The following is a 25,983-nucleotide window of genomic DNA, read 5'->3' on the forward strand; positions in this document are numbered from 1 at the left end:
AACTTAGTGCAGGTAACGACGCTGCAACGTGAAAGGCGACGGGTATATTATACTGATTAATTATCCGTCGATCTGAGGACATCAGCGTGCGCCCATTCAGCCTGAAGAAAATCGATCACCTGGTACTGCGCGTCACCGACCTGGAAAAAAGCCTTCAATTTTATACCCAGATACTGGGGTGTGAAATCGCCAGACGGCGTCCCGATCTGGGGCTGGTACATCTGCGCATCGGCGTTTCCATGCTTGATCTGGTCGACGTCGAGGGCGTGCTGGGGAAAAAAGGCGGCCAGTATCCCGACGCTCGCCAGCAGAATGTCGATCACTTCTGTTTGCGCATCGATCCTTTCAACGAGGGCGAACTGTTAGCATATTTGCGATCGCAGGGGATCAGCGTTGATCCCCCGAATCCCGATTTGGCGCAGAGGGCGACGGGCCGTCTCTCTATTTCACCGATCCAGACGGCAATCGCGTGGAGCTGAAAGGCCCAGCGGCGTAGCGTCGCAAGGATATTCCGCAGAGTTGAATGATTGGCTCCCGCCGCCGGCTTAACCCTAGTGCCTGATACCGTGCAGCGCCATCAGCGCCTCGACGCAGGGCTGATGCTCAGCCACCCACCTGCGCGCCGTATTGTGCTGCTCCCACTTGATGTCCGTCAGGTGCGCCATGTCAAAACGCGGCATATCCTGCTGATCCAACGGATAAAGTTGCGGGCGTACGATTTCAAACATCGCCTGCCCGCAGGCTGAGATTGCCGCGATGACTTCGGGATCCTGCGTGGCAAGATCCTGTTTGAAGTAAAACCGGAAAGGATAAGCCGACGCAGGCGGCTGGACATGCCGGGAATCCAGCCCCAGGCTGCTGAGATAGGTATGCGTAAGCGAAGGAGCTTGCTCATTTGCGCTACGGGGGATCATGATCACCGGATAACTTTCCAGTACGCCGGTCTTGGGCGAGTCTTGCTTGAAAATAGAGTTGAAGAACGCCTGATCGACCGGAATTTCCGACGTATCCATGCCATTTTCAAGCCGATCGCGATAATACTCGCGCATCTGCGAAGAGAACATCACGCCGTAGCCGCTTTTTCCTGTGGGTTGAATATCGATTTTGAGGAAATCGTAAACAGGTAATGCCTGGCTATCCGCTTCATGTTCCGCACGGCAAAAAACCGACAAATACGACAATTGCAATGAGGCAGTGGGCAGCGCAGAAGGATAATTGCTTTTAAACAGCGTATTGGCGCGGTTCAGGAACCAGGTCAGGGCTTCTGGACCACTGTGTGCCAGATCGTTGATATTGTTATAGCGCAGGAAACCATTGGCGTGGTTTTTTAATTCTGTAACCTGAAGTTCTGGGGTAATAGGTATTTGCCGAACAAAGAAAACGCCACTCATAATAATTTCTCACTCGAAAACATGAAAAATAATTATAGATGAGGTTTTTCACTCGCTGTAAATAATAAAAATCAAGTTATCCATCATTAATTAAATTAATTTAAACAAAATAATTAAGCTAAAAATAATACCAAAAAACTTTATTTACAAATAATTTAAATACGACTAAATACAATAAATTGAATATCGACGGATTACTCTGTTTCGTGCGGTACGCATGATTTATTTATCGGTCTTACACCATAATTTTATTTGCTGCGTCGGTTCCGCCCGACGCAGCAAATGCCGGCTTTTACATCACCCCGGCGGAAATTATTGCTTTTGAGCCGCCAGCGCCTGAGCGCAAGCCCAGGCAGAACTCCAGGCCCACTGGAAGTTATATCCCCCCAGCCACCCTGTCACATCCACCACTTCGCCAATAAAGTACAGGCCCGGCACCTTGGCGGCCTCCATGGTCTTGGAGGACAGCTCTTTGGTGTCGACGCCGCCGAGCGTCACTTCCGCCGTGCGGTAGCCTTCGGTACCGTTGGGTTGTACGCGCCAGTTCTGCAAAGTTTCCACCAACGCTGCCTGCTGCGTCGGGTTCAGTTGCTTTAATGTCGCTTCCGGCAGTTGGCCCAAGGTCTGCAAACATTCCACCAACCGCTTCGGCAGGTGCAGCGCCAGGGTATTTTTCAGGCTTTGATTAGGGTGTGCCTGACGTTGCTCATTGAGGAAGCCCGCCAGATCAAGCGTAGGAAGTAAGTTAACACTCACAAACTCACCGGGCTGCCAGTAGCTGGAAAGTTGCAATACCGCCGGCCCGGACAGGCCACGATGGGTAAACAATATGCTTTCGCGGAAGCTGACGCCGTTTTCTGCGGTGATCACTGCCGGCACAGAGACGCCAGACAGGGTCTGCAAATGCTCCAACAGCGGTTTATGCAGCGTAAAAGGCACCAGCGCGGCGCGCGTTGGCAATACCTTCAGGCCAAACTGCTCCGCCAGCTTATAGCCGAACGGCGTCGCGCCCAGGCCCGGCATCGACAAACCACCGCTGGCCACCACAAGTGAGCGAGCGCTCACTTTCTCACCATTCAGCGCCAGTTCGAAGCCTTCTGCGGTTTTTTCTACGCCCAGCACTTCGCTGCGCATGCGTGTCGTCACCTGACCCTGCTCGCACTCTTTCACCAGGAGTTCGACCACCTGCTGCGCCGAGTCGTCGCAAAACAGTTGCCCCAGGGTCTTCTCGTGGTAGGCGATGCCATGACGGTTGATCAGATCGATAAAGTCCCACTGGGTGTAACGGGCCAGCGCGGATTTGCAGAAATGCGGGTTATTCGACAGGTAAGCGGCAGGCTCCGTGTACATGTTGGTAAAGTTACAGCGTCCGCCGCCGGACATCAGGATTTTGCGCCCCGGTTTTTTGCCGTTGTCGAGCAGCAGCACCCGGCAGCCGAGTTGCCCTGCCTGCGCCGCGCAAAACATGCCCGCTGCGCCCGCACCTATTACCACGACATCAAACTGTTCCACCTGCGCCTCTCTGAATAAAAACCACAATCGCGACAAAAGGCCGCTATTTTACGCCGTATCGCTACCGGTAACCGACAACTTTACGGCGGCAGATTGTAAAGCCATGCCGCCCTCAACGCCATAGTAAGAAAATATTACAGCGAGACATTCAGCATAACGCGCTGATATTTCATGTATTTGTCATACCAACGCCATCATTTCGTCATATCGAAATCAAAAAAACGTCATATTTTCCTTTTCCCCGGCCCCGGTTGTCACTGATAATGCGCGGCGTTCATGTCCACAAACTGGCGTAACGCTTATGCTGCATTTGTTCGCTGGCCTGGATTTCCATACCGGCCTGATGTTAATTCTCGCATTGTTGTTCGTGTTGTTTTATGAAGCCATCAACGGTTTTCATGACACGGCCAATGCGGTTGCTACTGTAATTTATACCCGTGCCATGCGTTCGCAACTTGCGGTTGTGATGGCTGGCTTGTTCAACTTTCTTGGCGTTATGCTCGGTGGTTTGAGTGTTGCTTACGCCATTGTTCATCTGCTGCCAACCGATCTGTTGTTGAACGTCAGTTCAGCGCACGGATTAGCCATGGTGTTCTCCATGCTGCTGGCGGCTATCATCTGGAACCTCGGCACCTGGTATTTCGGTCTGCCGGCCTCCAGCTCTCATACGCTGATTGGCGCAATTATCGGTGTGGGTTTAACCAACGCACTGATGACCCACACTTCGGTAGTGGATGCGCTTAACGTCCCGAAAATGATCGGTATTTTCCTGTCATTGCTCATCTCGCCGCTGGTCGGCATGATGGTCGCCGGGTTGATGGTGTTTGCCTTGCGCCGCTATTGGAGTGGCACCAAGAAACGCCAGCGTATGCACATGACCCCTGCGGAACGTGAAAAGGTCGACGGCAAACGCAAGCCGCCGTTCTGGACCCGTATCGCACTGATCCTGTCTGCTATCGGCGTTAGCTTCTCGCACGGCGCCAACGATGGTCAGAAAGGCATCGGCTTGATCATGCTGGTGCTGATCGGCGTTGCGCCGGCCGGCTTCGTGGTCAATATGAATGCAACCGGCTATGACATCACCCGTACGCGTGATGCCGTGACCCACCTGCAGCAATATTACCAGCAGCACAGCGACGCCTTGGCGCACGTGGTCACTCTGACCCCACTGGTGCCAAGCCCGGATGAGGACGTCTCGCCGGATAAACCTATCGAGTTCCACTGTGACAGCGCGCGCGCCATGCCGGCGATTGAGCTGACTCAGGGCTTGCTGAACAATCTGCAAAGTTACGATCAACTGACGGTAGAACAGCGTAGTCATCTGCGCCGCCTGCTGATGTGCGTAACGGATACCGCAGACAAGATCGCCAAGCTGCCGGAAACTTCGGCCCAGGACCAACGTTTCCTGAAAAACCTGCGTCAGGATCTGCTGCAAACCGTTGAGTATGCACCGATCTGGATTATCGTCTCGGTTGCTCTGGCGTTGTCACTCGGCACCATGGTTGGCTGGCGTCGCGTCGCCACCACCATCGGCGAGAAAATCGGTAAGAAGGGCATGACCTACTCTCAGGGCGTGTCGGCTCAGATGACCGCTGCCTTGTCGATTGGCGTTGCCAGCTATACCGGCATGCCGGTTTCCACCACCCACGTACTCTCTTCGGCGGTAGCCGGGACGATGATCGTGGACGGCGGCGGCGTGCAAAGCAAAACCGTGAAGAACATCCTGTTGGCCTGGTTGTTAACCCTGCCAATCTCGATTCTGCTTTCCGGTTCGCTGTACTGGTTGGCGCTTAAGGTGATCTAAGCAGTTTGCCTGATGAGAAAGGCGGCCCTAGTGGCCGCCTTTTTCTTTGTCTGTTGCAGAAAGAATCGGCCGGATTCAATACCAAATCATCAGCGCAACCAGGCTGATCACCACCAGTCCGCACAGGGCTGAGGTCAGCATAAACTGCCCGCGCACACGCTCACAGCGGCGAATAAACTCCGGATCATGGTGCTCGACATAACGCTGCGAGAAGATATAGCGCACCAGCCGTATCTGCTTGCTCGGCTGGCCATGAGCGGTAAAGAAACCACCGCCGTCGACATATTGATACAGCAGCGGGTCACAGCCGCGCAGAACCACCAATAGCGCGCGCAGAGAAGAGTAATACCGCACCATGTTTAACACACACACCACACACAGAGCCCAAAACAGCGCGACGGTACTGATCATGATTGCCTCCTCAAGGCGTTGTTATCCACGGCGCTCCGCCGGGTCCAACTGCCCTACCTCTATCACCCATTACTGCTGGAGCTTACCGCTCCGATCCCCTTTGCACAGCACAGGCCGCGCATAACCCACCGCCTCTGGAAACACCCCATCGCCATGCAGATGCACACGCGCAGGTTTGATACAGAGGAGAAATGATAAGGCCTATAGTCATTATTGTAGGTTAATGAAACGCAAACTGGCCTGAGCAGTAGATAAAATTTACCGCAAGCCATCCATTTGTCATCCATCTATTGGTTATAACTGATAACCGCCCTGCCTGAGGCCGCCGGAGTTTTCCACTGCCCTAAAGGGCATTTGGGGCTATACTCTGTTTAAGAATGCTTATATTTCAATCGGTCAACCCAGCAACCGCATCATGGGCGATAGGCTTTTCTGCCCAGCGGGTGTAAAACTGACGGTAGGAAGATAAAGAGAGTTTTTTGATGCGGTGCAGTGTGATCGCCTCAACATATCATTGTGTTATCTGAATGATAAAATGAAACCTGAAGCGCCAGGCTGGTACGCTAAATGCCTGCTAACCTTTTAATCGGCATTATATGGAAGGAGTATTCTCATGGCTTACAAACACATTTTGATTGCGGTAGACCTATCCCCGGAAAGTAAAATCCTGGTGGAGAAAGCCGTATCTATGGCGCGTCCGTACAACGCCAAAGTTTCCCTGATCCACGTAGATGTTAACTATTCCGACCTGTATACCGGCCTGATCGACGTTAATCTCGGCGATATGCAAAAACGCATTTCCGAAGAAACTCACCACGCATTGACCGAACTGTCGCAGAATGCCGGCTATCCGATCACCGAAACCCTTAGCGGCAGCGGCGATTTGGCGCAGGTATTGGTTGATGCCATCAAGAAATACGATATGGACCTGGTCCTGTGCGGCCACCATCAGGATTTCTGGAGCAAGCTGATGTCCTCCGCACGTCAGTTGATCAACACCGTGCACATCGACATGCTGATTGTGCCGCTGCGTGACGAAGACGAAAAAGCCGAAGATTAAGTCGGCGCCGCTAAACAGACTTGCCCAACGCCCGCGATTGCGGGCGTTTTTCATTCCGCCGACATCAATAATCGCTTGATAATCAACCGCCCTCCAGTGATATAGTCGCTAAAGACACAACATCCTCCCCCAGGTTTTATCCATACCAATATTTATAAAAATAATGGGGGAAATTAATAGTATTACCCTATGAATTTCGGGCTGTAGCCGGGCAACAACGCGGCAGCTTGAAAGGAAACGGGTATAAAGGAGTTATCCATGGAAAATACCGTATCGGTAGAGTCTTTCTTGTCCTCGCTTCAACAACATAATCCCCACCAGCCGGAATTTTTACAGGCGGTCAGGGAAGTCTTCACTTCGCTGTGGCCTTTTATCGAGCGTAATCCGCGCTATCGCGAATATGCGCTGCTGGAGCGTTTGGTAGAGCCCGAGCGTACCATCCAGTTCCGCGTCAGTTGGGTCGACGATCGCGGCCAGGTGCAGGTTAACCGCGCCTGGCGCGTGCAGTTCAACTCCGCCATCGGGCCTTATAAAGGCGGCATGCGCTTTCATCCTTCGGTCAATTTGTCGATTCTGAAGTTCCTCGGCTTCGAACAGACGTTTAAAAACGCCCTGACCACCCTGCCGATGGGCGGCGGAAAAGGCGGTTCGGACTTTGATCCCAAGGGGAAAAGCCAGGCGGAGATCATGCGTTTCTGCCAGGCGCTGATGACTGAACTGTACCGTCACCTCGGGCCGGATACCGACGTGCCCGCCGGCGATATCGGCGTTGGCGGTCGTGAGGTCGGCTTTATGAGCGGCATGATGAAAAAGCTGTCCAACAACACCGCCTGCGTGTTCACCGGCAAGGGGCTTTCATTCGGCGGCAGCCTGATCCGTCCAGAGGCCACCGGCTATGGGCTGGTCTATTTCACCGACGCCATGCTGCAACGTCACGGGCTGGGTTTTGAAGGCATGCGGGTTGCGGTTTCTGGTTCAGGTAACGTGGCGCAATACACCATTGAGAAGGCACTGGAGCTGGATGCGCGTGTGATCACCGTATCAGACTCTGGCGGTACTCTGGTCGATGAAGCCGGCTTTACCACCGAAAAACTGGCCCATTTGGTGGAGATCAAGAATCAGCGCTATGGTCGCGTGGAAGATTATGCCCGCGAACGTGGCCTGACCTATCTGGCCGGCCAGCAGCCCTGGAACGTGCCGGTGGATATCGCCCTGCCGTGCGCCACCCAAAACGAGCTGGATTTGGCTGCCGCACAGACGCTGATCCGCAACGGGGTCAAAGCTGTGGCGGAAGGCGCAAATATGCCGACCACCATTCAGGCGACCGATGCATTCCTGGACGCCGGGGTGCTGTTTGCGCCGGGCAAGGCGGCCAACGCCGGTGGGGTTGCTACCTCCGGGCTGGAGATGGCGCAGAACGCCGCGCGCATCGGCTGGCGCGCCGAGAAAGTGGATGTACGTTTACAACATATCATGGCGGATATTCATCACGCCTGCGTGGAATACGGCGGCGAGGGTAAGCAAACCCACTACGTACACGGCGCCAATATCGCCGGATTCGTCAAGGTAGCCGACGCCATGCTGGCGCAGGGCGTGTTGTAACAGGTTCATAAGGTGATCTTGTTCACACATTGCTAAAATGCTTCAATGCCGGCGCTCAGTCCGGCATTTTTACCCCTGCAAAACCCGATTGCCCCGCCTCATTTGTTTTATATATGTAAATAATTATGGTTTTTATTGTTAATTTTATGATGATTTTTCGTGGTAAAATTACCACCACTGAATTATTAAACAATTAATTAACATTAAAACCGTCATATTTTTACTCCAATGTGCACAGATCACAATTTCCCAACTCTCGTTACGTCCCCTCTTCCATTCCTTTGTAATCTGCTCAGGTGGAAAAACAGCCACCCCTACAGATAAAAAAGGTACAGCGAATGAAATTTAACCTCGCATTATTAAATGCATGTGTGGTTTCTGCGTGCATGTTATCGACAACACCTGCCTTTGCTGCTGAAAAGTACGAGATTGCCGTGGTTGCCAAAGTGACCGGCATTCCCTGGTTCAACCGTATGGAAGTCGGCGTTAACGACGCGGCCAAAAAGCTCGACGTCAATGCCTACCAGACCGGGCCGTCCACCCCAGACCCGGCCGCACAGGTGAAAGTGATTGAAGACCTGATCGCCAAGAACGTCAACGCCATCATCGTGGTGCCTAACGACGCCAAGGTGCTGGAGCCGGTGCTGAAGAAGGCGCGCGAGAAAGGCATCGTGGTGCTGACGCATGAATCCCCGGACCAGCAGATTGGCCAGTGGGACATTGAAACCATCGACAGCGAGAAGTATGCGCAGGCCAACGTCGATGAGCTGGCGAAAGACATGGGCGGCAAAGGCGGCTATGCCATTTATGTCGGCTCGCTGACCGTGCCGTTGCACAACGCCTGGGCGGATTCCGCCATCAAGTACCAGAAAGCCAAATATCCGGACATGTTCGAAGTCACTTCGCGCCTGCCGGTGGCGGAAAGCATCGATAAGTCCTACGCCACCACGCTGGATTTGATGAAAACCTATCCGCAGATGAAAGGCATTATCGGCTTCGGCTCCCTCGGCCCGATCGGTGCCGGCCAGGCAGTCGCCAAGAAACGCGCCAAGGACAAGATCGCCGTAGTCGGTATTGCCATGCCGGCACAGGCCGCGCCTTACCTGGCACGCGGCGACATCAAGAAAGCCCTGTTGTGGGACCCGAAAGACGCCGGTTATGCCCTGGTGACGGTGGCCGATCAACTCTTGCAGGGCAAAGAAGTGACCAAAGATTTGTCGATCGAAGGTTTGGGTAAAGCCGACGTCGACATGGATAAAAAAGTGATTCGGTTTAATAAAATTCTTGAAGTCACCAAAGATAATGCCAAATCGCTAGGATTTTAATTTTCAGTAATATTACGCCACACCGGGAAAGTCATGAAACAACGAAGGGCGCAATATAGTGCGCCCCGAGTTTCAGTCACTACCATAATAAAAACCTGCACAGGTTAACGCTATGACCACATCCACCGCATTTATCACCCTGGAAAATATCAGTAAGAGATTCCCAGGCGTGCTGGCCTTGGACCAGATCAACCTGACGCTAAATATTGGCGAAGTGCATTGCCTGGCCGGGCAAAATGGCTGCGGAAAAAGCACCATCATTAAAATTATTTCCGGCGTTTATCAGCCGGAAAAAGGCGCCAATATTTCGCTTGAGGGTAAACTTTTTCATTCTCTGACACCGCAGCTGTCCGGCTATTACGGTATTCAGGTAATTTATCAGGATCTGTCGTTATTCCCCAACCTGACCGTGGCGGAAAATATCGCCATTCACCGCTACCTGCCCGGCGGCCATTTCTGGGTGCGCAAGCAGGTGATGCGCCAGACGGCGCTGGATGCCATGGCGCGCGTTGGCGTGCATATCGATCCCGACAAGAAAGTCGAAAAACTGTCGATTGCCGATCGCCAACTGGTGGCCATATGCCGTGCCATTGCCGCCGACGCACGGCTGGTGATCATGGATGAGCCAACCGCTTCGCTGACGCGGCAAGAGGTCGACGGCCTGCTGCGGGTGGTCAACGAACTGAAAGCGGCGGGCATCTGCGTGGTGTTCGTCAGCCACCGACTGGATGAAGTGATGGAGGTCGCCGACCGCATCAGCGTGATGCGCGACGGCAAGCTGGTCGGCACTTATCCCGCCAGCCAGTTGGACAGCCATGAGCTGGCGTTCCTGATGACCGGCCAACGCTTCCATTACAGCCAACTGCCGGCGCTGGCGTCCACCGACAGCGCACCGCTGCTCGAGGTTCGCAATCTCAGCCGACGCGGAAAATACCAGGACATCAATCTTTCACTGCACGGCGGCGAGATCGTCTCGATCGTCGGGCTGCTTGGCGCGGGCCGTACCGAGCTGTGCCTCAGCCTGTTCGGCATGACCCGTCCCGACAGCGGAGAAATTCGCATCGACGGCCATCCGGTCCAACTGCACAACAACCGTGAAGCGGTGCGCCAGGGTATCGGCTATGTGTCGGAGGATCGTCTTACGCAAGGGCTGATCATGGAGCAGTCGATCTACGACAACACCATCGTCACGGTGTTCGATCAACTGCACACCTCGCTCGGGCTGCTGGACCATGCCAAAGCGACCGAGCTGGTTAACCGGCTGATTCGCGATCTGAACATCAAGGTTTCCGACAGCGCACTGCCGGTAAAAACCCTGTCGGGCGGCAATGCGCAACGTATCGCCATCGCCAAATGGGTAGCAACGCAGCCGAAGATCCTGATCCTTGATTCGCCTACCGTCGGAGTGGACATCGCCAACAAAGAGGGGATCTACCAGATCGCCAAAGATCTGGCCGCGCTCGGCATGGCGGTGCTGATGATCTGCGACGAAATCCCGGAAGCCTATTACAACAGCCATCGGGTGATGGTGATGCGCAAGGGCGAGCTGATCGCCGAGTTTTCGCCGCACCACAGCACCGAACAACAGATCGCCGAGGTGGTGAATGGATAAGTCATTATTGGCCCGCCTGGCCGGCCGGCACGAGTTTTACCTGGGCCTGCTGGTGTTGTTGCTGGCAATAGGCCTGAGCGTCAGCACCAGCGAGTTTCTGACGCTGGGTAACCTGACGGATGTCGCCACCAGCTACGCCATTCTCGGCATTCTCGCCTGCGGCCTGTTCGTGGTGCTGATAGCCGGCGGCATCGACATTTCATTCCCGGCGATCACCGCCATCGCGCAGTACGTGATGGCCAGTTGGGTCATTCAACACGGTGGCGGCTTCCCGCTGGCGTTCGCACTGGCAATGGGCGTCGGCCTGCTGCTCGGGCTGGTGAACGGTTTTCTGGTCTACTGGCTGAAGGTGCCGGCGATCATCATCACCATCGCCACGCTGAACCTGTTCTACGGCTTACTGGTTTACGCCACCAACGGCACCTGGCTGTACGGTTTCCCAGACTGGTTTATGGATGGCATCAGCTGGTTCTCGTTCCAGGGGGCCGACGGTTATGACTACGGCCTGACGCTGCCGCTGCTGTGCCTGCTGGCGGTAATTATCGTCACCGGCGTGCTGATGAACTTTACCCGCCTCGGCCGCCAAATTTTCGCCATGGGCGGCAACCGCGATGCGGCGTCGCGCCTGGGGCTGAACCTGCTGCGGCTGCACTTCTACGTTTACGGCTACATGGGCATTCTGGCGGGTATCGCCGCGGTGGTGCAGGCGCAGATAACCCAGTCGGTAGCCCCCAACTCCCTGCTCGGTTTTGAGCTGACGGTGCTGGCTGCGGTGGTGCTGGGCGGCACCAGCATGACCGGTGGGCGCGGCTCCTTGACCGGCACGCTGCTGGGCGTGGTGCTGTTGGCCTTCCTGCAAAACGGCCTGACGCTGCTCAGCGTGTCGGCCTATTGGCACCAGGTGTTCAGCGGCGCGATCATTTTGATCAGCATCAGCAGCACCGCCTGGAATGAAAAACGCAAGCTGGCCAAGGAGCTATGACATGATCCAGTTAACCCGTCTGATCCCCAACGATCGGATCATCCGCCTGCAGAGCGCGATCATTATCGCCGTGGCGCTGCTGTTCGCCGGGCTGCTCGGATCGCGCTTCTTCAGCCTCGGCAATTTCCAGTCGATCGCCTCGCAGCTTCCTATCCTCGGCATGCTGGCGCTCGGTATGGGCATTACCATGCTGACCGGCGGCATCAATCTGTCGATTATCGCCGGTGCCAACGCCTGCTCGCTGGTGATGGCAGCCATTATCGTCAGCCACCCGGACCAACCGCTGTTTCTGGCGCTGGCACTGCTGGCCGGGCTGCTGGTCGCCGTCGCCATTGGCGCGCTTAACGGCGTGCTGGTCGCCTGGATTGGCGTTTCGCCCATCCTCGCTTCGCTCGGCACCATGACGCTGATCACCGGCCTGAATATTCTGCTGTCCAACGGCGCGGTGATCTCCGGCTTCCCGGCGGCGATTCAGTATCTCGGCAACGGTAGTCTGCTCGGCATTCCGGTAGCGCTGCTGCTGTTCCTGCTGGTATCCGTTGGCCTGTGGCTATTGCTGGAGCACACCACGCTCGGGCGCAGCCTGTATCTGATTGGCTCCAACGAACAAGCCACCCGTTTTAGCGGCGTAAACACCGCCCGGGTACAGATTGCGGTCTATATTTTGTCCGCCCTGCTCGGCTGGGGTGCGGCGCTGCTGATGATGGCCAAATTCAACTCGGCCAAGGCCGGTTACGGCGAATCCTATCTGCTGGTGACCATTTTGGCCTCGGTGCTGGGCGGCATTAACCCGGACGGTGGGTTTGGCCGGGTGCTGGGTCTGGTGCTGGCGCTGATTGTGCTGCAAATGCTGGAAAGCGGCCTCAACCTGCTGGGCGTCAGCAGCTATCTGACTATGGCCCTGTGGGGCGGTGTGCTGATCCTGTTTATCGCATTACAGAATCGAAAAGCCTGACTGGAGAAAAACAATGGCGAGCTATTTTATTGGCGTAGATGTAGGCACCGGAAGTGCGCGCGCAGGGGTATTCGATCTCAACGGTCACATGGTCGGGCAGGCCAGCCGAACCATCGACCTGTATCGTCCGAAAGCGGACTTCGTTGAGCAGTCTTCGGACAATATCTGGCAGGCGGTGTGCAACGCGGTGCGCGATGCGGTCAACCAGGCCGACATCAACCCGATTCAGGTTAAAGGAGTGGGTTTTGACGCCACCTGTTCTCTGGTGGTGTTGGACAAAGAGGGCCAACCGCTGACCGTCAGCCCGTCCGGCCGTACCGAGCAGAACATCATCGTGTGGATGGATCACCGGGCCATCACCCAGGCCGAACGCATCAACGCCACCAAACACCGGGTACTGGATTTCGTCGGCGGCATCATTTCGCCGGAAATGCAGACCCCCAAAATGCTGTGGTTGAAACAGCATATGCCGACCACCTGGGCCAATGCCGGTTACCTGTTTGACCTGCCGGACTTCCTCACCTGGCGGGCCACCCAGGACGCCACCCGTTCACTGTGTTCGACGGTGTGCAAATGGACCTATCTCGGCCATGAACAGCGCTGGGACAAAAGCTATTTCAAACAGATTGGACTGGAAGACGTGCTGGAGCACGATGCCGCCAAGATCGGCAGCGACGTCAAAATGATGGGCGAACCGCTCGGCCACGGCCTCACCCAGCGTGCCGCCAGTGAAATGGGCCTGATTGCCGGCACGGCGGTCAGCGTCTCGATCATTGACGCCCACGCCGGGACGCTCGGCACGCTTGGCGCTACCGGGGTTTCCGGTGAAGTGGCAGATTTTAACCGCCGCGTTGCGCTGATTGGCGGTACTTCCACCGGCCATATGGCGATGTCCCGTACCGCACGTTTTATTGGCGGCGTATGGGGGCCGTATTACTCGGCGATCCTGCCGGAATACTGGCTGAACGAGGGCGGCCAGTCCGCCACCGGTGCGCTGATTGACCACGTGATCCAGTCGCATCCTTGCTACCCGGAGCTGCTGGCACAGGCAAAAACCCAGGGACAGACGATTTATGAAGTGCTGAATGCCCTGCTGCGCCGCATGGCAGGTGAACCGGAGGAGATTGCCTTCCTCACCCAGGATATTCATATGCTGCCGTATTTCCACGGCAACCGTTCACCACGTGCCAACCCGACGTTGACCGGTACTCTGACCGGGCTGAAGCTGTCGCGTACCCCGGAAGATATGGCCTTGCATTATCTGGCGACCATCCAGGCGATTGCGCTGGGTACCCGCCATATTATTGAAACCATGAACCAAAGTGGCTACAGCATCGACACCATCATGGCCAGCGGCGGCGGTACCAAAAACCCGATTTTCGTGCAGGAACATGCCAATGCCACCGGCTGCGCCATGCTGTTACCCGAAGAGAGCGAGGCAATGCTGTTGGGGGGAGCGATGATGGGCACGGTGGCGGCCGGGGTATACGACACGCTGCCGGAAGCCATGAGCGCCATGAGTCGCATCGGTAAAACCGTGACGCCACAGACCAACAAAATCAAACGCTATTACGACCGTAAATACCGCGTGTTCCATGAGCTGTATAACGACCACATGAAATACCGCCAACTGATGCAGGAGGAAGCCTGATGCAGCAGGAATGGCAGCGGGCCACTGAAGCCTGGGCAATCTACAGCCGGGAACTGGCACAGCTGAGCCAGCGCATCGACGCACAAAGCTGGCAACGGTTGCTGGCGGCATTGGCCGATTGCCGGGGGAAAATCGTGGTCACCGGCGTCGGGACTTCCGGTATTGCGGCACGCAAGATAGCCCATATGCTGGCCTGCGTGGAACGGCCAGCCATCTACCTGAACGCCACCGATGCAGCACACGGCGATCTGGGCTTTTTGCGCAGCGATGATTTGATGATTCTGATTTCGCGCGGTGGAAATTCCGACGAATTGACCCGCCTGCTGCCAACGCTGCAGGCCAAGGGTGTGCCGCTGATCGGCGTGACGGAAAATCCGGATTCGGCGATCGCCAAAGCAGCACGGTTGGTGATCCGCACCGGGGTAGAAAATGAGATAGATCCACTGAATATGCTGGCAACAACGTCTATCGTGCTGGTATTGGCAATCTTCGACGCGGCCTGTACTTGCCTGATGGAACGCAGTGGCTACGACAAAGAAACGTTGCTGGCGGTACACCCAGGCGGTGACGTCGGCAAGCGCTTGCTGCAGGGGAAGTAATCCAAGGGTGTTGGTAGGGCTCAGCATACCTACGCCGAGCCCATTATCTCTATCAGGCTTTGTTAATCGCCTCGAGAATCACTAACCGATCGCTCAGGCGTTTTTTCGCCACCGGATCGCTGGCGGCGGCCAATTCTGCCTTCAATGCCGCCTGTTGCTGCTGACGGGCCTTCGGCTCGCCGATCAGCAGTGGCTTCACGTTGAACGACGCGACATTACCGTAACGCCCATCTTCACTGGTAGGTACGCTAATTTTGCCGTCGTTCAGCAGTTTTTCGACAATTTTACGCTCACGTTCGTAGCCTTCCAACCCAACCAACTGCCAGCGCTGCACCGCCTGTCCCTGATACTGGCCTTTTTTCACTTCGGTCAGATAACGGATAGTCAGGTTGCGGATGGTTCCGGCCTCTTCGCCATATTCAGCCTTGCTGTCCGACAATACCGGGAACTGCATACCTTCCAGTGCGCCGCCTTTTTGCGTCAGGTGTCCCATGCGATAGCTGTTCATGCCCAGACGGATCGGCATGCTGTCAGTCACCGGCGTGCCGTCGGCCATGCGCAAATCACGGATACGCTGCCCGACCGGTTGGCGCAGGTCGATTTTATAGGTCACGCCATCGAAGAAATCATTGGTGGAATACTTGGACGCGCGGCGCTGCGGGTTGAAGCTGTAGGTCACATCGCCGTCCTGCAGCTGATTGAAGTAGCCCGCCGACCATTCCATGTACTTCTTCAGCTCTTTGCCGCTGAGTTGGTACACGGTGATCTCGCCGCCGGCATATTGATAATTGAAGGCGATATCTTTGGCCGTAATGGTACCGACGTTTAATTTCGGCCGGTCATTATCAATCTGCAGCGCGATCACCTGCGCCTGTGGCGCATAGTAACGGCTTGCTTCCTGATACAGTTTGCTGATGCCGGTATCCTGCACGTGTACCTGCGGGATCCCCTTCACCGCATCCGGCGGCACCAGATCCTGGCCGCTGAGCTGGGCAATCGGCCGGTTGGCGTTGGCGCGCAAAATCTTGTGATAAGGCTGATAAATCTCTTCCAGCTTTTTATCCGACGCGATGCCTTTGATTGGGTAGGTATAGCTGTCTTTGTTGATCAGCACGTACTTGCCGTTATGCTGCTCAAACTGCAAATCGATGCGCGACAGCGCACGGCCATATTTGTCCGGTTCGGTAACGATCACGCCGTTAATCACTTCTTTATCGACTTTTACGTGCATGTGCCCGGCGACGATCGCCGCCAGTTCCGGGTTCGCACGAGCGATATCGCCAACGCCGGTGCCAGGGCGCTGGTTCTCGTTGTCGATGCCCATGTGCGCCACCAGCACGATAGCGTCCACTTCACCCTGAATTTGCTGAATGACCTGCTTCACCGCCTGTACCGGATCGGTAAAGTTCAGCCCTTTCACCCGGTCGGTACCTTTGGCGAACTCTGCGGTCATCGGCGTATCCATGCCAATAATGCCGATTTTCACTCCCTGACGTTCAATGATTTTATACGCCGGCAGGTAGGGTTTGCCGCTCTCCCACAGAATATTGCCGGCCAATGCCGTGCCCTTGAACTGGTTCAGTGAGGTGGAAAGCGGTTTGAGGCCGAAATCGAACTCATGGTTACCCATCACCCAGACGTCATAGTCCAGCGCGTTAAACCCGAGGATCATCGGGCTGGTTTTGTCGTTTTTAAAAGTCTCGACAAAGTTGCCCTGGATGGTGTCGCCGGCATCGACCAGGATCACGTTGGGCTGCTTCGCCCGTACCTGTTGCACCTGAGTGGCGATTTGGCTCAGGCTGCCGGCCAGGTTTTCGGTGTCGGTCGAATAATCCCAGGGCACAAAGGTACCGTGCAGATCGGACGTGCCGAGGATGGTGATATTGACTGGTTCAGAAGCCATTGCAGAGGTACCCAGGCAAAGCAAAACAGCAAGGAGTGTCTTCTTCATTATCATCTAATTATAGGGAGGGGAACGAACAGGAATCATGCGATCTGGAACACAAGCTTGCCAGTATCTTTGCAAGGTAAAAAATAAAATTGGGAGGTGGATCAATGAATACCTCCCTATTTCGCCCTCTATGCCCTAAATAATTGGCGTTGTATCAAGGCGGCAAGTTTGTCAGTCCCCAGGAGCTTACTCAAGTAAGTGACTGGGGCGCACAACAAATCTGTCGGGAACAGATTTGAACAACGTTTGCGTTGGCCCCGTTAAGGGGCGAGGCCCGTGGCCGGGCCGAGTAATGCAGCCAACACAGATACAGCCTCAAGTATGAAGGGGATAGGGCATATAAATATCGAAACGGTGACTCTTGGTGGTCGAGGCCGCATGCGCGGGCACGTTAGCCAATGGTGGAGCGTAATCCGGCCGTTTAACCACCACGCGCTTGGTCGCCAGACGGCGTGCCGGCTCCAGCAGACCATCGGCATCGTCGTCGCTGCCCACCAGCGACTGGAACACCCGCATCTCTTTCTTCACCAGCGCGCTTTTCTGCTTGTGCGGGTACATAGGATCCAGGTACACCACCTCGGGTGGTGAGTCGAGCTCGGCTAACGCCGTCAGACTGGAGGCATGCAGCAGAGTCATGCGCTCGCGCAGCCATGCGCCGATTTCCACATCCTGATAGCCGCGTTGCAGTCCATCGTCCAGCAAGGCAGCCACCACAGGATTACGCTCCAGCATCCTCACCCGGCAGCCCAGCGATGCCAGCACAAAGGCATCGCGCCCCAGCCCGGCCGTGGCATCCACCACGTTTGGCCGATAGCTGCCCTTGATGCCGACCGCTTTCGCCACCGCTTCGCCACGCCCGCCGCCGAAGCGGCGTCGGTGCGCCATAGTGCCGGAGATGAAATCGACGTAGATCGCCCCCAGCTTGGGTTCGTCACGCTTACGTAACTCCAGACGTTCCGACGTCAGCACCAGCGCCATCGTCGCGTCGTCGTCCGAAACCAACTGCCAGCGTTCCGCCAGAATAGACAAGGCGCCGGGATCGGCGCCTTCTTCACACAATAAACACACGCTCACCGGTGGGGTTATCCTTTAATGCCGTAATGGCGCAGCATAGCATCCAGCTGCGGCTCACGGCCACGGAAGCGTTTGAACAGTTCCATCGGCTCTTCGGAACCACCACGCGACAGAATATTGTCGAGGAAGGATTTGCCGGTTTCGGCGTTGAAAATCCCCTCTTCTTCAAAGCGCGAATAGGCATCGGCCGACAGCACTTCTGCCCACAGATAGCTGTAGTAACCCGCCGCGTAACCGCCGGCAAAGATATGGCTGAAAGCATGCGGGAAACGGCCCCAGCTTGGCGAAGGCACGACCGCCACACTCTTTTTCACTTCTGCCAGCGTTGGCAGGATCTGCGCACCTTTCTCCGGGCTGTATTCGGCGTGCATGCGGAAGTCGAACAGGCCAAACTCCAACTGGCGCAGGATGAACAGCGCCGCTTGATAGTTTTTCGCTGCCAGCAGCTTGTCCAGCATCTCTTTCGGCAGCGGTTCGCCGCTTTGATAATGGCCGGAGATAAACGCCAGCGCTTCCGGCTCCCAGCACCAGTTTTCCATAAACTGGCTTGGCAGTTCGACCGCATCCCATGGCACACCGCTAATCCCGGAAACACCGGCGGTATCGATTTGGGTCAGCATATGATGCAGACCGTGGCCGAACTCGTGGAACAGCGTGGTCACTTCGTTATGGGTGAACAGCGCCGGCTTGTCGCCCAGCGGGCGGTTGAAGTTACAGGTCAGGTAGGCAACTGGTTTTTGCAACTCGCCATTAGCCTTGCGCAGGCTGCCGACGCAGTCGTCCATCCAGGCGCCTCCACGTTTGTTTTCACGGGCATACAGGTCGAGGTAGAAGCTGCCGCGCAGCTCACCGTTAGCATCGAACAGATCGAAGAAACGCACCTCTGGATGCCAGGTATCCACATCTTTGCGCTCTTTGGCGGTGATGCCGTAAATGCGTTTGACCACTTCGAACAACCCTTCAACTACGCGCTGTTCCGGGAAGTAAGGGCGCAGTTGCTCGTCGCTGATCGAGAACAGGTGCTGTTTCTGCTTTTCGCCGTAATAGGTAATGTCCCAGGCTTCCAGCTCATCCACACCGTAATGCTGTTTGGCGAAGGCACGCAGCTGCGCCAGTTCCTGCTCGGCCTGTGGACGGGCGCGTTTGGCCAGATCGCTCAGGAAACCCAGTACCTGCTCAGGGTTTTCCGCCATTTTGGTCGCCAGTGACTTGTCGGCATAGCTGTCAAAGCCCAGCAGCTGGGCGAGTTCGTGGCGCAGCGCCAGCGTTTCCGCCATCACTTCACTGTTGTCCCATTTGCCGGCATTCGGCCCCTGATCGGAGGCGCGGGTGGCAAAAGCGCGATACATCTCTTCACGCAGCGCGCGGTTATCGCCGTAGGTCAGCACCGGCAGATAGCTTGGCATATCCAGCGTCAGCAACCAGCCGTCCTGCTCTTTGGCCTGCGCCATCGCCTGGGCCTGAGCCAATGCACTTTCCGGCAGGCCGCTCAGTTCGGCTTGATCGGTGATCAGCTTGCTCCAGCCCATGGTGGCGTCGAGCACGTTGTTGCTGTACGTAGAACCCAGCTCGGACAGGCGTGCCACGATCTCGCCGTAGCGACGCTGTTTTTCCGGCGACAGGCCAATACCCGACAGTTCGAAATCACGCAGCGCATTTTCTACCGACTTGCGCTGCGGCGCGGTCAGTTGCGCGAAGGCTTCGCCCTCTTTCAGGCTGCGGTACGCCTGGTACAGCCCTTCATGCTGCCCTACCCAGGTGCCGTACTCGGACAGCAACGGCAGCGCCTGCTCATAGGCGGCGCGCAGTTCCGGGCTGTTTTTCACCGAGTTCAGGTGCCCCACCGGCGACCAGATGCGCGACAGGCGATCGTCAGACTCCGCCAGCGGCTGACACAGATTATCCCAGGTAAATGGCCCCGGCTGCGCGACAACGCGCTCTACCGTAGCGCGGCAGTCATCCAGGGCGGATTGCACCGCGGGCACGATATCTTCTGGACGAATGGCGGAAAACGGCGGCAGGGAAAACGGGGTCAGCAACGGATTTGTCATAGGGCAGTCCTGATTAGCGTTGGGGCCCGCCACGACGGGAAGGCCTTAAAATGCGTATGAATATCTAACATGGAGCCAAGCAGCAGGAAAATCAATGGCCCGACGTTGATAGATAGTGCCTTAAACGGCACTCTGGCGGATTTTCGCGGCCAGCGCGGCCAGATGCTGGTCGTCGGCGCGCGCCGCGTCGTGGGACGAAAGGTAGCCTTCATAGCGGTCGAAGAATTTCGCCGAGGTCGATTCGATAGGCTGCCATTGTTCCAGCGCAGCGGTACCGTGCATCGGGATCAGCTTGGCATGCACATGGTCGACGCCGAAACCTTCGAACACCATGCCGCAGCGTCCCACGTCGTCAAACGCCCGATCGAGCAACTGCGCCACCCGCTTGGTCGCCAACATCAGCTCGCTGAGCACCTCGTCCGGCAACGCAAAGGCGTAGCTCTCGTAGTGCGCCTTGGGGATCACTACGCTGAACCCCTCGGTATTCGGATAAATGGAAAGGAACGCCATATGACTCTCGTCCTCCCAAATTTTATGGCACGGCACTCTGCCCGCCACCATTTCGCAAAAGATGCAGCTCATCGTCTCCTCCTGAATGGTACGGCGAGCCAAAAGCTCGCCGTAAAAAGCCTTTCAGCAACATAGCGGATATTTTGCCTTTTGACTGCTATTCCCCTGCATTTCCCGCCCAAACGGCCGGACGCCGTTGATGCCACGGCGCTGCCCGCTCCAGTTGCCCTGCCAATTGCAGCAGCTGATCTTCACGGCCAAAACCGGCGACGAATTGCATACCTATCGGCAGATTATGTTGCGTATCATGCGCCAGCGGTACCGACATCGCCGGCACGCCGGCTACGTTAAACACCGGTGTGAACGGCGAATGGTCGAACAAGTGCGCGGTCCACTCCAGGCCACTCATGTCCGCCGTTCCGGTACCGTAGCGACCGATCCGCCAGGGCAAGTCAGGCATGGTCGGGGTCAAAAACAGATCGTACTGCTGGAAATAGGCGCCCACGGCACGAGTCACCCGGTTACGCACTTCAAGCGCCGCAACCATATCCACCGCCCTGGCGGTCAATCCGTAGCGGTAACAGGCCAAGGTTTCCGGCTCCAGCATCTCGGTTGAAATCGCCCGTCCGGTGGTTTGGCTCAGCCCCTCGACCCAACCGACCAGATTGGCGCACCAGATCTGCGCATTGGCGAATACCAGTTCCTGCCAGCTGACGCCGATCGGCATCTCCGCCTCGGTGACCTGATGGCCCAGTTCGCTCAGCAGCACCGCGGTGTCGTTAGTGGCCTGGGTGATTTGCGGATCGGTTTTCCCGCCATTCCAGGCCTGGGTCATTATGCCGATACGCAACCGGCCAGGGTCTCGGGTGACCTGCGACAGCCAGCTATCTGCCTGCGGTGCCGTGTAATAAGGTTCACCGGGATGGGGGTGTTGTAGCGCATCCAGTAACGCGGCGCTGTCGCGTACCGTGCGACTCAGCCCCAACTGAACGCCAAAACCGTTGAACACTTCATCCATCGCCGGGCCATGTGATACCCGACCGCGCGTCGGTTTAAGGCCGAACAGCCCATTCGACGACGCAGGCACGCGAATAGAACCGGCAGCATCAGTGGCATGCGCCATAGGCACAACCCCGGCAGCAACCGCCGCACCGGCTCCGCCGCTGGAACCTCCGGCGCTGAAATCAGGGTTCCAGGGATTGCGCGTAGCACCGTACAACACCGCTTCGGTGGTGGTGCTGAACGCCATCTCAGGCGTGGTGGTTCGGCCAAAGGTCACCAGCCCCGCGCGATGGATATTACTCATCAGATAGCTGTCTTCCGCGGCAATATGCCCCTGCGCCAACCGGCTCCCCAATTCAAGACGCTTACCGGCCATGCTGATAGCGATATCCTTGATCAGAAAGGGAACCCCCGACAGCGGGCCCCGCTTCTCCCACTGCGGCTGCGACCAATGCTCCACCACCGCGTTGATCGCCGGGTTTACCGCCTCAACCGCTGCCCTCGCCGTTTGCTGCAGCTCTTGTGCACTGACTTCACCCGCCTGTACCAATGCTGCCAACCCCAGCGCGTCGTAGCTAACGTACTCGCTCAGTTTCATCGTCTCTTCCTTCATCCGTTATGGTTTCGCCGGCTTTTCCGACGTCCGTTCCACGGTAGGAGGATTGGCGCTATAGTTGAAATTGATAGATTTAATACGAGGAATAGTTATCAACAATTTAAAGCGGGTCGATCTCAACTTGCTGGTCACGCTGGAAGCGCTGCTCAGCGAACGCAACGTGACGCGGGCGGCGGCGCGCCTCAATCTGAGCCAGCCGTCGGTCAGCATTCAACTGGCCAAGCTGCGCGAGATTTACCACGATCCCCTGCTGCTGCCCGGCCCACGGGGTATGCTGCCCACCGCACGCGCACTCGGCCTGTTGACGCCGCTGCGCCAGACGCTGGCCGACCTCGGCCGCCTGCTGGCGCCGGAACACCCCTTTGATCCGCTGCTGGCCGAAATGACCTGGCAACTGGCCGCAGCCGACGCCGCCGAATATGCCATCCTGCTGCCGATGCTGCCCAAACTGCGGCAGGCAGCACCCCAATCCCGCCTGGCGATCCGCGAAGCATCGCCGAAACACATGAGTCGCGATCTGGCGGACGGCGTGATCGACCTCGGTTTTTTGTCCCGAGAAGAAGCCCCCGCCGCGCTGCGCCACCGGCAGTTGTTTCGCGAGGAGTACCTGCTGGTAGGCCGCCGTGACCATCCGTTGTTGCAAAGCCCCCCATCGCTGGAGCAGTTTTGTCAATTGGAGTTCGTGATGGTTTCGCAAGACGGCGGCGGTTTTCGCACCCTGATTGACACGCTGTTGGAAGCGCAGGGATTAGCGCGGCGTGTAGTGATGTCACTGCCGCACTTCCTGTTCATCCCCGCACTGCTGGCGAGATCCGATATGGTCGCGATGCTGCCTTCACGCATGCTGGGCGAACTGCTTGGCGACCTGCGCACCTGGCCGGCCCCCTTGGCAATACCCGGCTATGACATGGTAATGGTGTGGCATGAACGCTCGCACCTGGATCCGGCCCATGGCTGGTTGCGTGAGCAGGTGGTTAACGCCCTGGAGGCCCCATCGACATCACTGTAAAACTTCAACCAGCTCAAACTGTTGAAACACCAGCCACATCTGGGGCGAAAAAGTGCCTTCACGCGTAAAAAAATCCTGGTGCCCTTGTCGCCAGAACGCGAGGCTTTTATCCCCCTCGCCCTCCTGTGCCGCCATCTCGGCCGTAACGTCGCAATAGCGAGTCAGCTTCAATGACAGGATCCTGATGACGCAGGCCGGTTCGCCGCGGCCGTCAAGCACGACGTTGTAATCCCCGAGCATCGGCTCTTGCTCTTGCCGATATGAAAGATAAGAACAGCAGGTGGCGGTTTTTTGCCCTTCGAGCACCCGTTGCAACAGCTCGTCCGCCAGAATGGGGCTGTCGCCGAACGCCCAGCGAGACGCGCCAGGGTATTTAGCCAAAATGGCCGCTTTAGTCATCGCCTTTCTCCTTGATTGAAGGGCTGAGGTCACGCATTTCACTTTTTCCCGCCCAGACAGTTTATACTGTGCAGAATATAAGCCTTTATTCTGTTCAGCAGGCTCCGTCGGGAGCACAAGGAATTACCACAAGCCATGTTAAGTTACCGCCACAGTTTCCACGCCGGCAACCACGCCGACGTGCTTAAGCACACCGTTCAAAGCCTGATCATCGAATCGCTGAAAGAAAAAGAGAAGCCGTTCCTGTACCTGGATACCCACTCCGGCGCAGGTCGCTATCAGCTGAGCGGTGAACACGCCGAGCGCACCGGGGAATACCTGGAAGGCATCGGTCTGCTGTGGCAACGTGATGACCTGCCGCAAGAGCTGGCAGCCTACATGAGCGTAGTGCACAACTTTAACCGCACCGAAAGGCTGCGTTACTACCCTGGCTCGCCACTGATTGCCCGTCAGCTGCTGCGTCCGCAGGATAAAATTCACCTGACCGAACTGCACCCGAGCGACTTCCCGTTGCTGCGCAGTGAGTTCCAGAAGGACGAGCGTGCCAAGGTGCAACGCGCCGATGGCTACCAGCAATTGAAATCCCAACTGCCGCCGCTGTCGCGCCGCGGGCTGATCCTGATGGACCCGCCGTACGAAATGAAAACCGATTACCAGGACGTGGTAAAAGGCCTGCAGGAAGGCTACAAGCGCTTTGCCACCGGCACCTACGCGCTGTGGTACCCGGTGGTGATGCGCCAGCAAATCAAGCGCATGCTGAAAGACCTGGAAGCCACCGGCATCCGCAATATTCTGCAGATCGAACTGGCGGTAAGACCCGACAGCGACCAGCGCGGCATGACCGCCTCAGGCATGATTGTGATTAACCCGCCGTGGAAGCTGGAACAGCAGATGAAAAACGTGCTGCCATGGCTGCACAAAACCCTGGTGCCGTCAGGCAATGGCCACCATTTGGTGAACTGGGTAGTGCCGGAATAAGCTTCCGGGGCGCGGCCTGCCGCGCCTTTACCCCACCTATCACAGCCATTGACGCAATCTTTGCGACAAACCTGCATCAGGCGTTAAACTCTTACGCTCTTCGATTCACACAATTCATGGAAATCCCAGATGACCAAACATTACGATTATCTAGCAATTGGCGGCGGCAGCGGCGGCATCGCATCGATCAACCGGGCAGCCATGTACGGCCAGAAATGCGCACTGATTGAAGCCAAAGAACTGGGCGGCACCTGCGTAAACGTGGGTTGTGTACCGAAAAAAGTTATGTGGCATGCGGCACAAATCGCCGAGGCCATCCACCTGTACGGCCCGGATTACGGTTTCGATACCACCGTCAACGCGTTTGACTGGAAGAAGCTGGTCGCCAACCGCACCGCTTATATCGACCGCATTCATAATTCCTACGACAACGTGCTGGGTAAAAACAAAGTCGACGTGATCAAAGGCTTCGCGCGCTTTGTCGACGCCCACACGGTGGAAGTGAACGGTGAAAAAATCACCGCCGACCATATCCTGATCGCCACCGGCGGCCGTCCAAGCCACCCTGACATTCCGGGTGCAGAATACGGCATCGATTCAGACGGTTTCTTCGATCTGGACGCCATGCCAAAACGCGTTGCGGTGGTGGGTGCTGGTTATATCGCTGTAGAAATCGCTGGCGTGCTGAACGCGCTGGGGGCTGAAACCCACCTGTTCGTGCGTAAACACGCGCCACTGCGGACTTTCGACCCTATGGTTGTCGAGACCCTGGTGGAAGTGATGAACACCGAAGGGCCAAGCCTGCACACGGAATCCGTGCCAAAAGCCATCGTCAAAAACGCCGACGGCAGCCTGACGTTACAGTTGGAAAACGGCAAGGAATTCACCGTCGACAGCCTGGTGTGGGCGATTGGCCGCGAACCGGCAACCGATAACCTGAACCTGGCCGTTACCGGGGTGAAAACCAACGAAAAAGGCTACATCGACGTCGATAAATACCAAAACACCAACGTAAAAGGGATTTACGCCGTAGGCGACAACACCGGCGCCGTCGAACTGACTCCGGTTGCCGTAGCCGCAGGCCGTCGCCTGTCCGAACGCCTGTTCAACAACAAGCCGGAAGAGCACCTGGATTACAGCAACATCGCCACCGTGGTGTTCAGCCACCCGCCGATCGGCACCATTGGCCTGACCGAACCGGAAGCGATTGAGAAATTCGGTGCGGACAACGTGAAAGTGTACAAATCTTCCTTCACCGCCATGTACAGCGCCGTAACGCAGCACCGCCAACCGTGCCGCATGAAGCTGGTCTGCGTGGGCAAGGAAGAGAAAATCGTCGGCCTGCACGGCATCGGTTTCGGCATGGACGAGATCCTGCAGGGCTTTGCCGTAGCCATTAAAATGGGCGCGACCAAGAAAGACTTCGACAACACCGTGGCGATCCACCCGACCGCCGCAGAAGAGTTTGTGACCATGCGCTAAGCTTGGG

General features: G+C 56.6%; 22 protein-coding genes. 13 read left to right on the plus strand and 9 right to left on the minus strand.

Going from position 1 to position 25,983, the window contains the following annotated elements; all coding sequences use genetic code 11:
• Window positions 1–86 precede the first annotated feature (86 nt).
• Window positions 87–479: a VOC family protein gene (locus EBA31_RS24670; protein WP_238387488.1), complete on the plus strand. Its 393-nt coding sequence runs from the start codon at window positions 87–89 to the stop codon at window positions 477–479.
• 72 nt (window positions 480–551) lie between these two features.
• Here EBA31_RS24670 and EBA31_RS24675 read toward each other — a convergent pair whose 3' ends face one another.
• Window positions 552–1,391 carry a putative oxygenase MesX gene (locus EBA31_RS24675; protein WP_122080423.1) on the minus strand — a complete coding sequence of 280 codons (840 nt, stop codon included), beginning with the start codon at window positions 1,389–1,391 and terminating at the stop codon, window positions 552–554.
• 312 nt (window positions 1,392–1,703) lie between these two features.
• On the minus strand, window positions 1,704–2,903 hold the full coding sequence (locus tag EBA31_RS24680; RefSeq protein WP_122080689.1) for an NAD(P)/FAD-dependent oxidoreductase: 1,200 nt from the start codon (window positions 2,901–2,903) through the stop codon (window positions 1,704–1,706).
• Window positions 2,904–3,204: 301 nt separating this feature from the next.
• Between EBA31_RS24680 and pitA the strand changes: the two genes are divergently transcribed.
• Entirely contained in the window at window positions 3,205–4,707 is a 1,503-nt protein-coding gene (gene pitA / locus EBA31_RS24685) for an inorganic phosphate transporter PitA (protein WP_020837436.1), read from the plus strand.
• Window positions 4,708–4,782: 75 nt separating this feature from the next.
• Here the strand turns inward: pitA and uspB are convergent, their stop codons facing one another.
• Complete coding sequence (gene uspB, locus EBA31_RS24690) at window positions 4,783–5,118, minus strand: universal stress protein UspB (protein ID WP_020837437.1); 336 nt, start codon at window positions 5,116–5,118, stop codon at window positions 4,783–4,785.
• A gap of 613 nt (window positions 5,119–5,731) precedes the next feature.
• On the opposite strand from uspB, the gene uspA reads away from it, so the two are divergent.
• From uspA to EBA31_RS24730, 8 genes are all read left to right on the plus strand, one after another.
• Window positions 5,732–6,178, plus strand: a complete 447-nt coding sequence (gene uspA / locus EBA31_RS24695) for a universal stress protein UspA (protein ID WP_012147365.1) — start codon at window positions 5,732–5,734, stop codon at window positions 6,176–6,178.
• Window positions 6,179–6,436: 258 nt separating this feature from the next.
• Window positions 6,437–7,780: an NADP-specific glutamate dehydrogenase gene (gdhA, locus tag EBA31_RS24700; protein WP_020837438.1), complete on the plus strand. Its 1,344-nt coding sequence runs from the start codon at window positions 6,437–6,439 to the stop codon at window positions 7,778–7,780.
• A 338-nt stretch (window positions 7,781–8,118) separates the two neighbouring features.
• The gene (locus EBA31_RS24705) at window positions 8,119–9,105 is read left to right on the plus strand and encodes an autoinducer 2 ABC transporter substrate-binding protein (RefSeq protein ID WP_020837439.1); all 987 of its coding nucleotides are present in this window, start codon (window positions 8,119–8,121) and stop codon (window positions 9,103–9,105) included.
• A 112-nt stretch (window positions 9,106–9,217) separates the two neighbouring features.
• The gene (locus tag EBA31_RS24710) at window positions 9,218–10,717 is read left to right on the plus strand and encodes a sugar ABC transporter ATP-binding protein (protein WP_046374940.1); all 1,500 of its coding nucleotides are present in this window, start codon (window positions 9,218–9,220) and stop codon (window positions 10,715–10,717) included.
• Complete coding sequence (locus tag EBA31_RS24715) at window positions 10,710–11,699, plus strand: ABC transporter permease (protein WP_046374939.1); 990 nt, start codon at window positions 10,710–10,712, stop codon at window positions 11,697–11,699. The genes EBA31_RS24710 and EBA31_RS24715 overlap by 8 nt, the downstream gene beginning before the upstream one ends.
• Before the next feature lies 1 nt (window position 11,700).
• Entirely contained in the window at window positions 11,701–12,654 is a 954-nt protein-coding gene (locus EBA31_RS24720; protein ID WP_020837442.1) for an ABC transporter permease, read from the plus strand.
• Window positions 12,655–12,667: 13 nt separating this feature from the next.
• Window positions 12,668–14,305, plus strand: a complete 1,638-nt coding sequence (locus EBA31_RS24725) for an FGGY-family carbohydrate kinase (RefSeq protein ID WP_122080424.1) — start codon at window positions 12,668–12,670, stop codon at window positions 14,303–14,305.
• Complete coding sequence (locus EBA31_RS24730) at window positions 14,305–14,904, plus strand: SIS domain-containing protein (RefSeq protein WP_122080425.1); 600 nt, start codon at window positions 14,305–14,307, stop codon at window positions 14,902–14,904. The genes EBA31_RS24725 and EBA31_RS24730 overlap by 1 nt, the downstream gene beginning before the upstream one ends.
• A gap of 52 nt (window positions 14,905–14,956) precedes the next feature.
• On the opposite strand, the gene EBA31_RS24735 is transcribed toward EBA31_RS24730, so the two are convergent.
• From EBA31_RS24735 to EBA31_RS24755, 5 genes are all read right to left on the minus strand, one after another.
• A complete protein-coding gene (locus EBA31_RS24735; RefSeq protein ID WP_122080426.1) occupies window positions 14,957–16,855 on the minus strand; it encodes a bifunctional UDP-sugar hydrolase/5'-nucleotidase in 1,899 nt (632 codons plus the stop codon).
• 315 nt (window positions 16,856–17,170) lie between these two features.
• Window positions 17,171–17,929 carry a 16S rRNA (guanine(1516)-N(2))-methyltransferase RsmJ gene (gene rsmJ, locus EBA31_RS24740; protein ID WP_122080427.1) on the minus strand — a complete coding sequence of 253 codons (759 nt, stop codon included), beginning with the start codon at window positions 17,927–17,929 and terminating at the stop codon, window positions 17,171–17,173.
• A gap of 8 nt (window positions 17,930–17,937) precedes the next feature.
• The gene (gene prlC, locus EBA31_RS24745; protein WP_122080428.1) at window positions 17,938–19,980 is read right to left on the minus strand and encodes an oligopeptidase A; all 2,043 of its coding nucleotides are present in this window, start codon (window positions 19,978–19,980) and stop codon (window positions 17,938–17,940) included.
• Window positions 19,981–20,100: 120 nt separating this feature from the next.
• Complete coding sequence (locus EBA31_RS24750) at window positions 20,101–20,562, minus strand: HIT family protein (RefSeq protein WP_122080429.1); 462 nt, start codon at window positions 20,560–20,562, stop codon at window positions 20,101–20,103.
• A gap of 85 nt (window positions 20,563–20,647) precedes the next feature.
• Window positions 20,648–22,090, minus strand: coding sequence for an amidase (locus EBA31_RS24755; protein ID WP_122080430.1), 1,443 nt, complete (start codon window positions 22,088–22,090; stop codon window positions 20,648–20,650).
• A gap of 109 nt (window positions 22,091–22,199) precedes the next feature.
• Between EBA31_RS24755 and EBA31_RS24760 the strand changes: the two genes are divergently transcribed.
• A complete protein-coding gene (locus EBA31_RS24760) occupies window positions 22,200–23,117 on the plus strand; it encodes a LysR family transcriptional regulator (RefSeq protein WP_202914233.1) in 918 nt (305 codons plus the stop codon).
• On the opposite strand, the gene EBA31_RS24765 is transcribed toward EBA31_RS24760, so the two are convergent.
• Window positions 23,109–23,516 (minus strand): ASCH domain-containing protein, encoded by a 408-nt coding sequence (locus tag EBA31_RS24765; RefSeq protein ID WP_122080432.1) that lies wholly within the window; start codon window positions 23,514–23,516, stop codon window positions 23,109–23,111. The genes EBA31_RS24760 and EBA31_RS24765 overlap by 9 nt on opposite strands.
• A gap of 135 nt (window positions 23,517–23,651) precedes the next feature.
• On the opposite strand from EBA31_RS24765, the gene EBA31_RS24770 reads away from it, so the two are divergent.
• Window positions 23,652–24,494 (plus strand): 23S rRNA (adenine(2030)-N(6))-methyltransferase RlmJ, encoded by an 843-nt coding sequence (locus tag EBA31_RS24770; protein ID WP_020837454.1) that lies wholly within the window; start codon window positions 23,652–23,654, stop codon window positions 24,492–24,494.
• A gap of 129 nt (window positions 24,495–24,623) precedes the next feature.
• Window positions 24,624–25,976, plus strand: a complete 1,353-nt coding sequence (gene gorA, locus EBA31_RS24775) for a glutathione-disulfide reductase (protein WP_046374911.1) — start codon at window positions 24,624–24,626, stop codon at window positions 25,974–25,976.
• Window positions 25,977–25,983: the final 7 nt, after the last annotated feature.

The organism is Serratia sp. P2ACOL2 (genome assembly GCF_003691565.1).
Taxonomy (GTDB): Bacteria; Pseudomonadota; Gammaproteobacteria; order Enterobacterales; family Enterobacteriaceae; genus Serratia; species Serratia liquefaciens.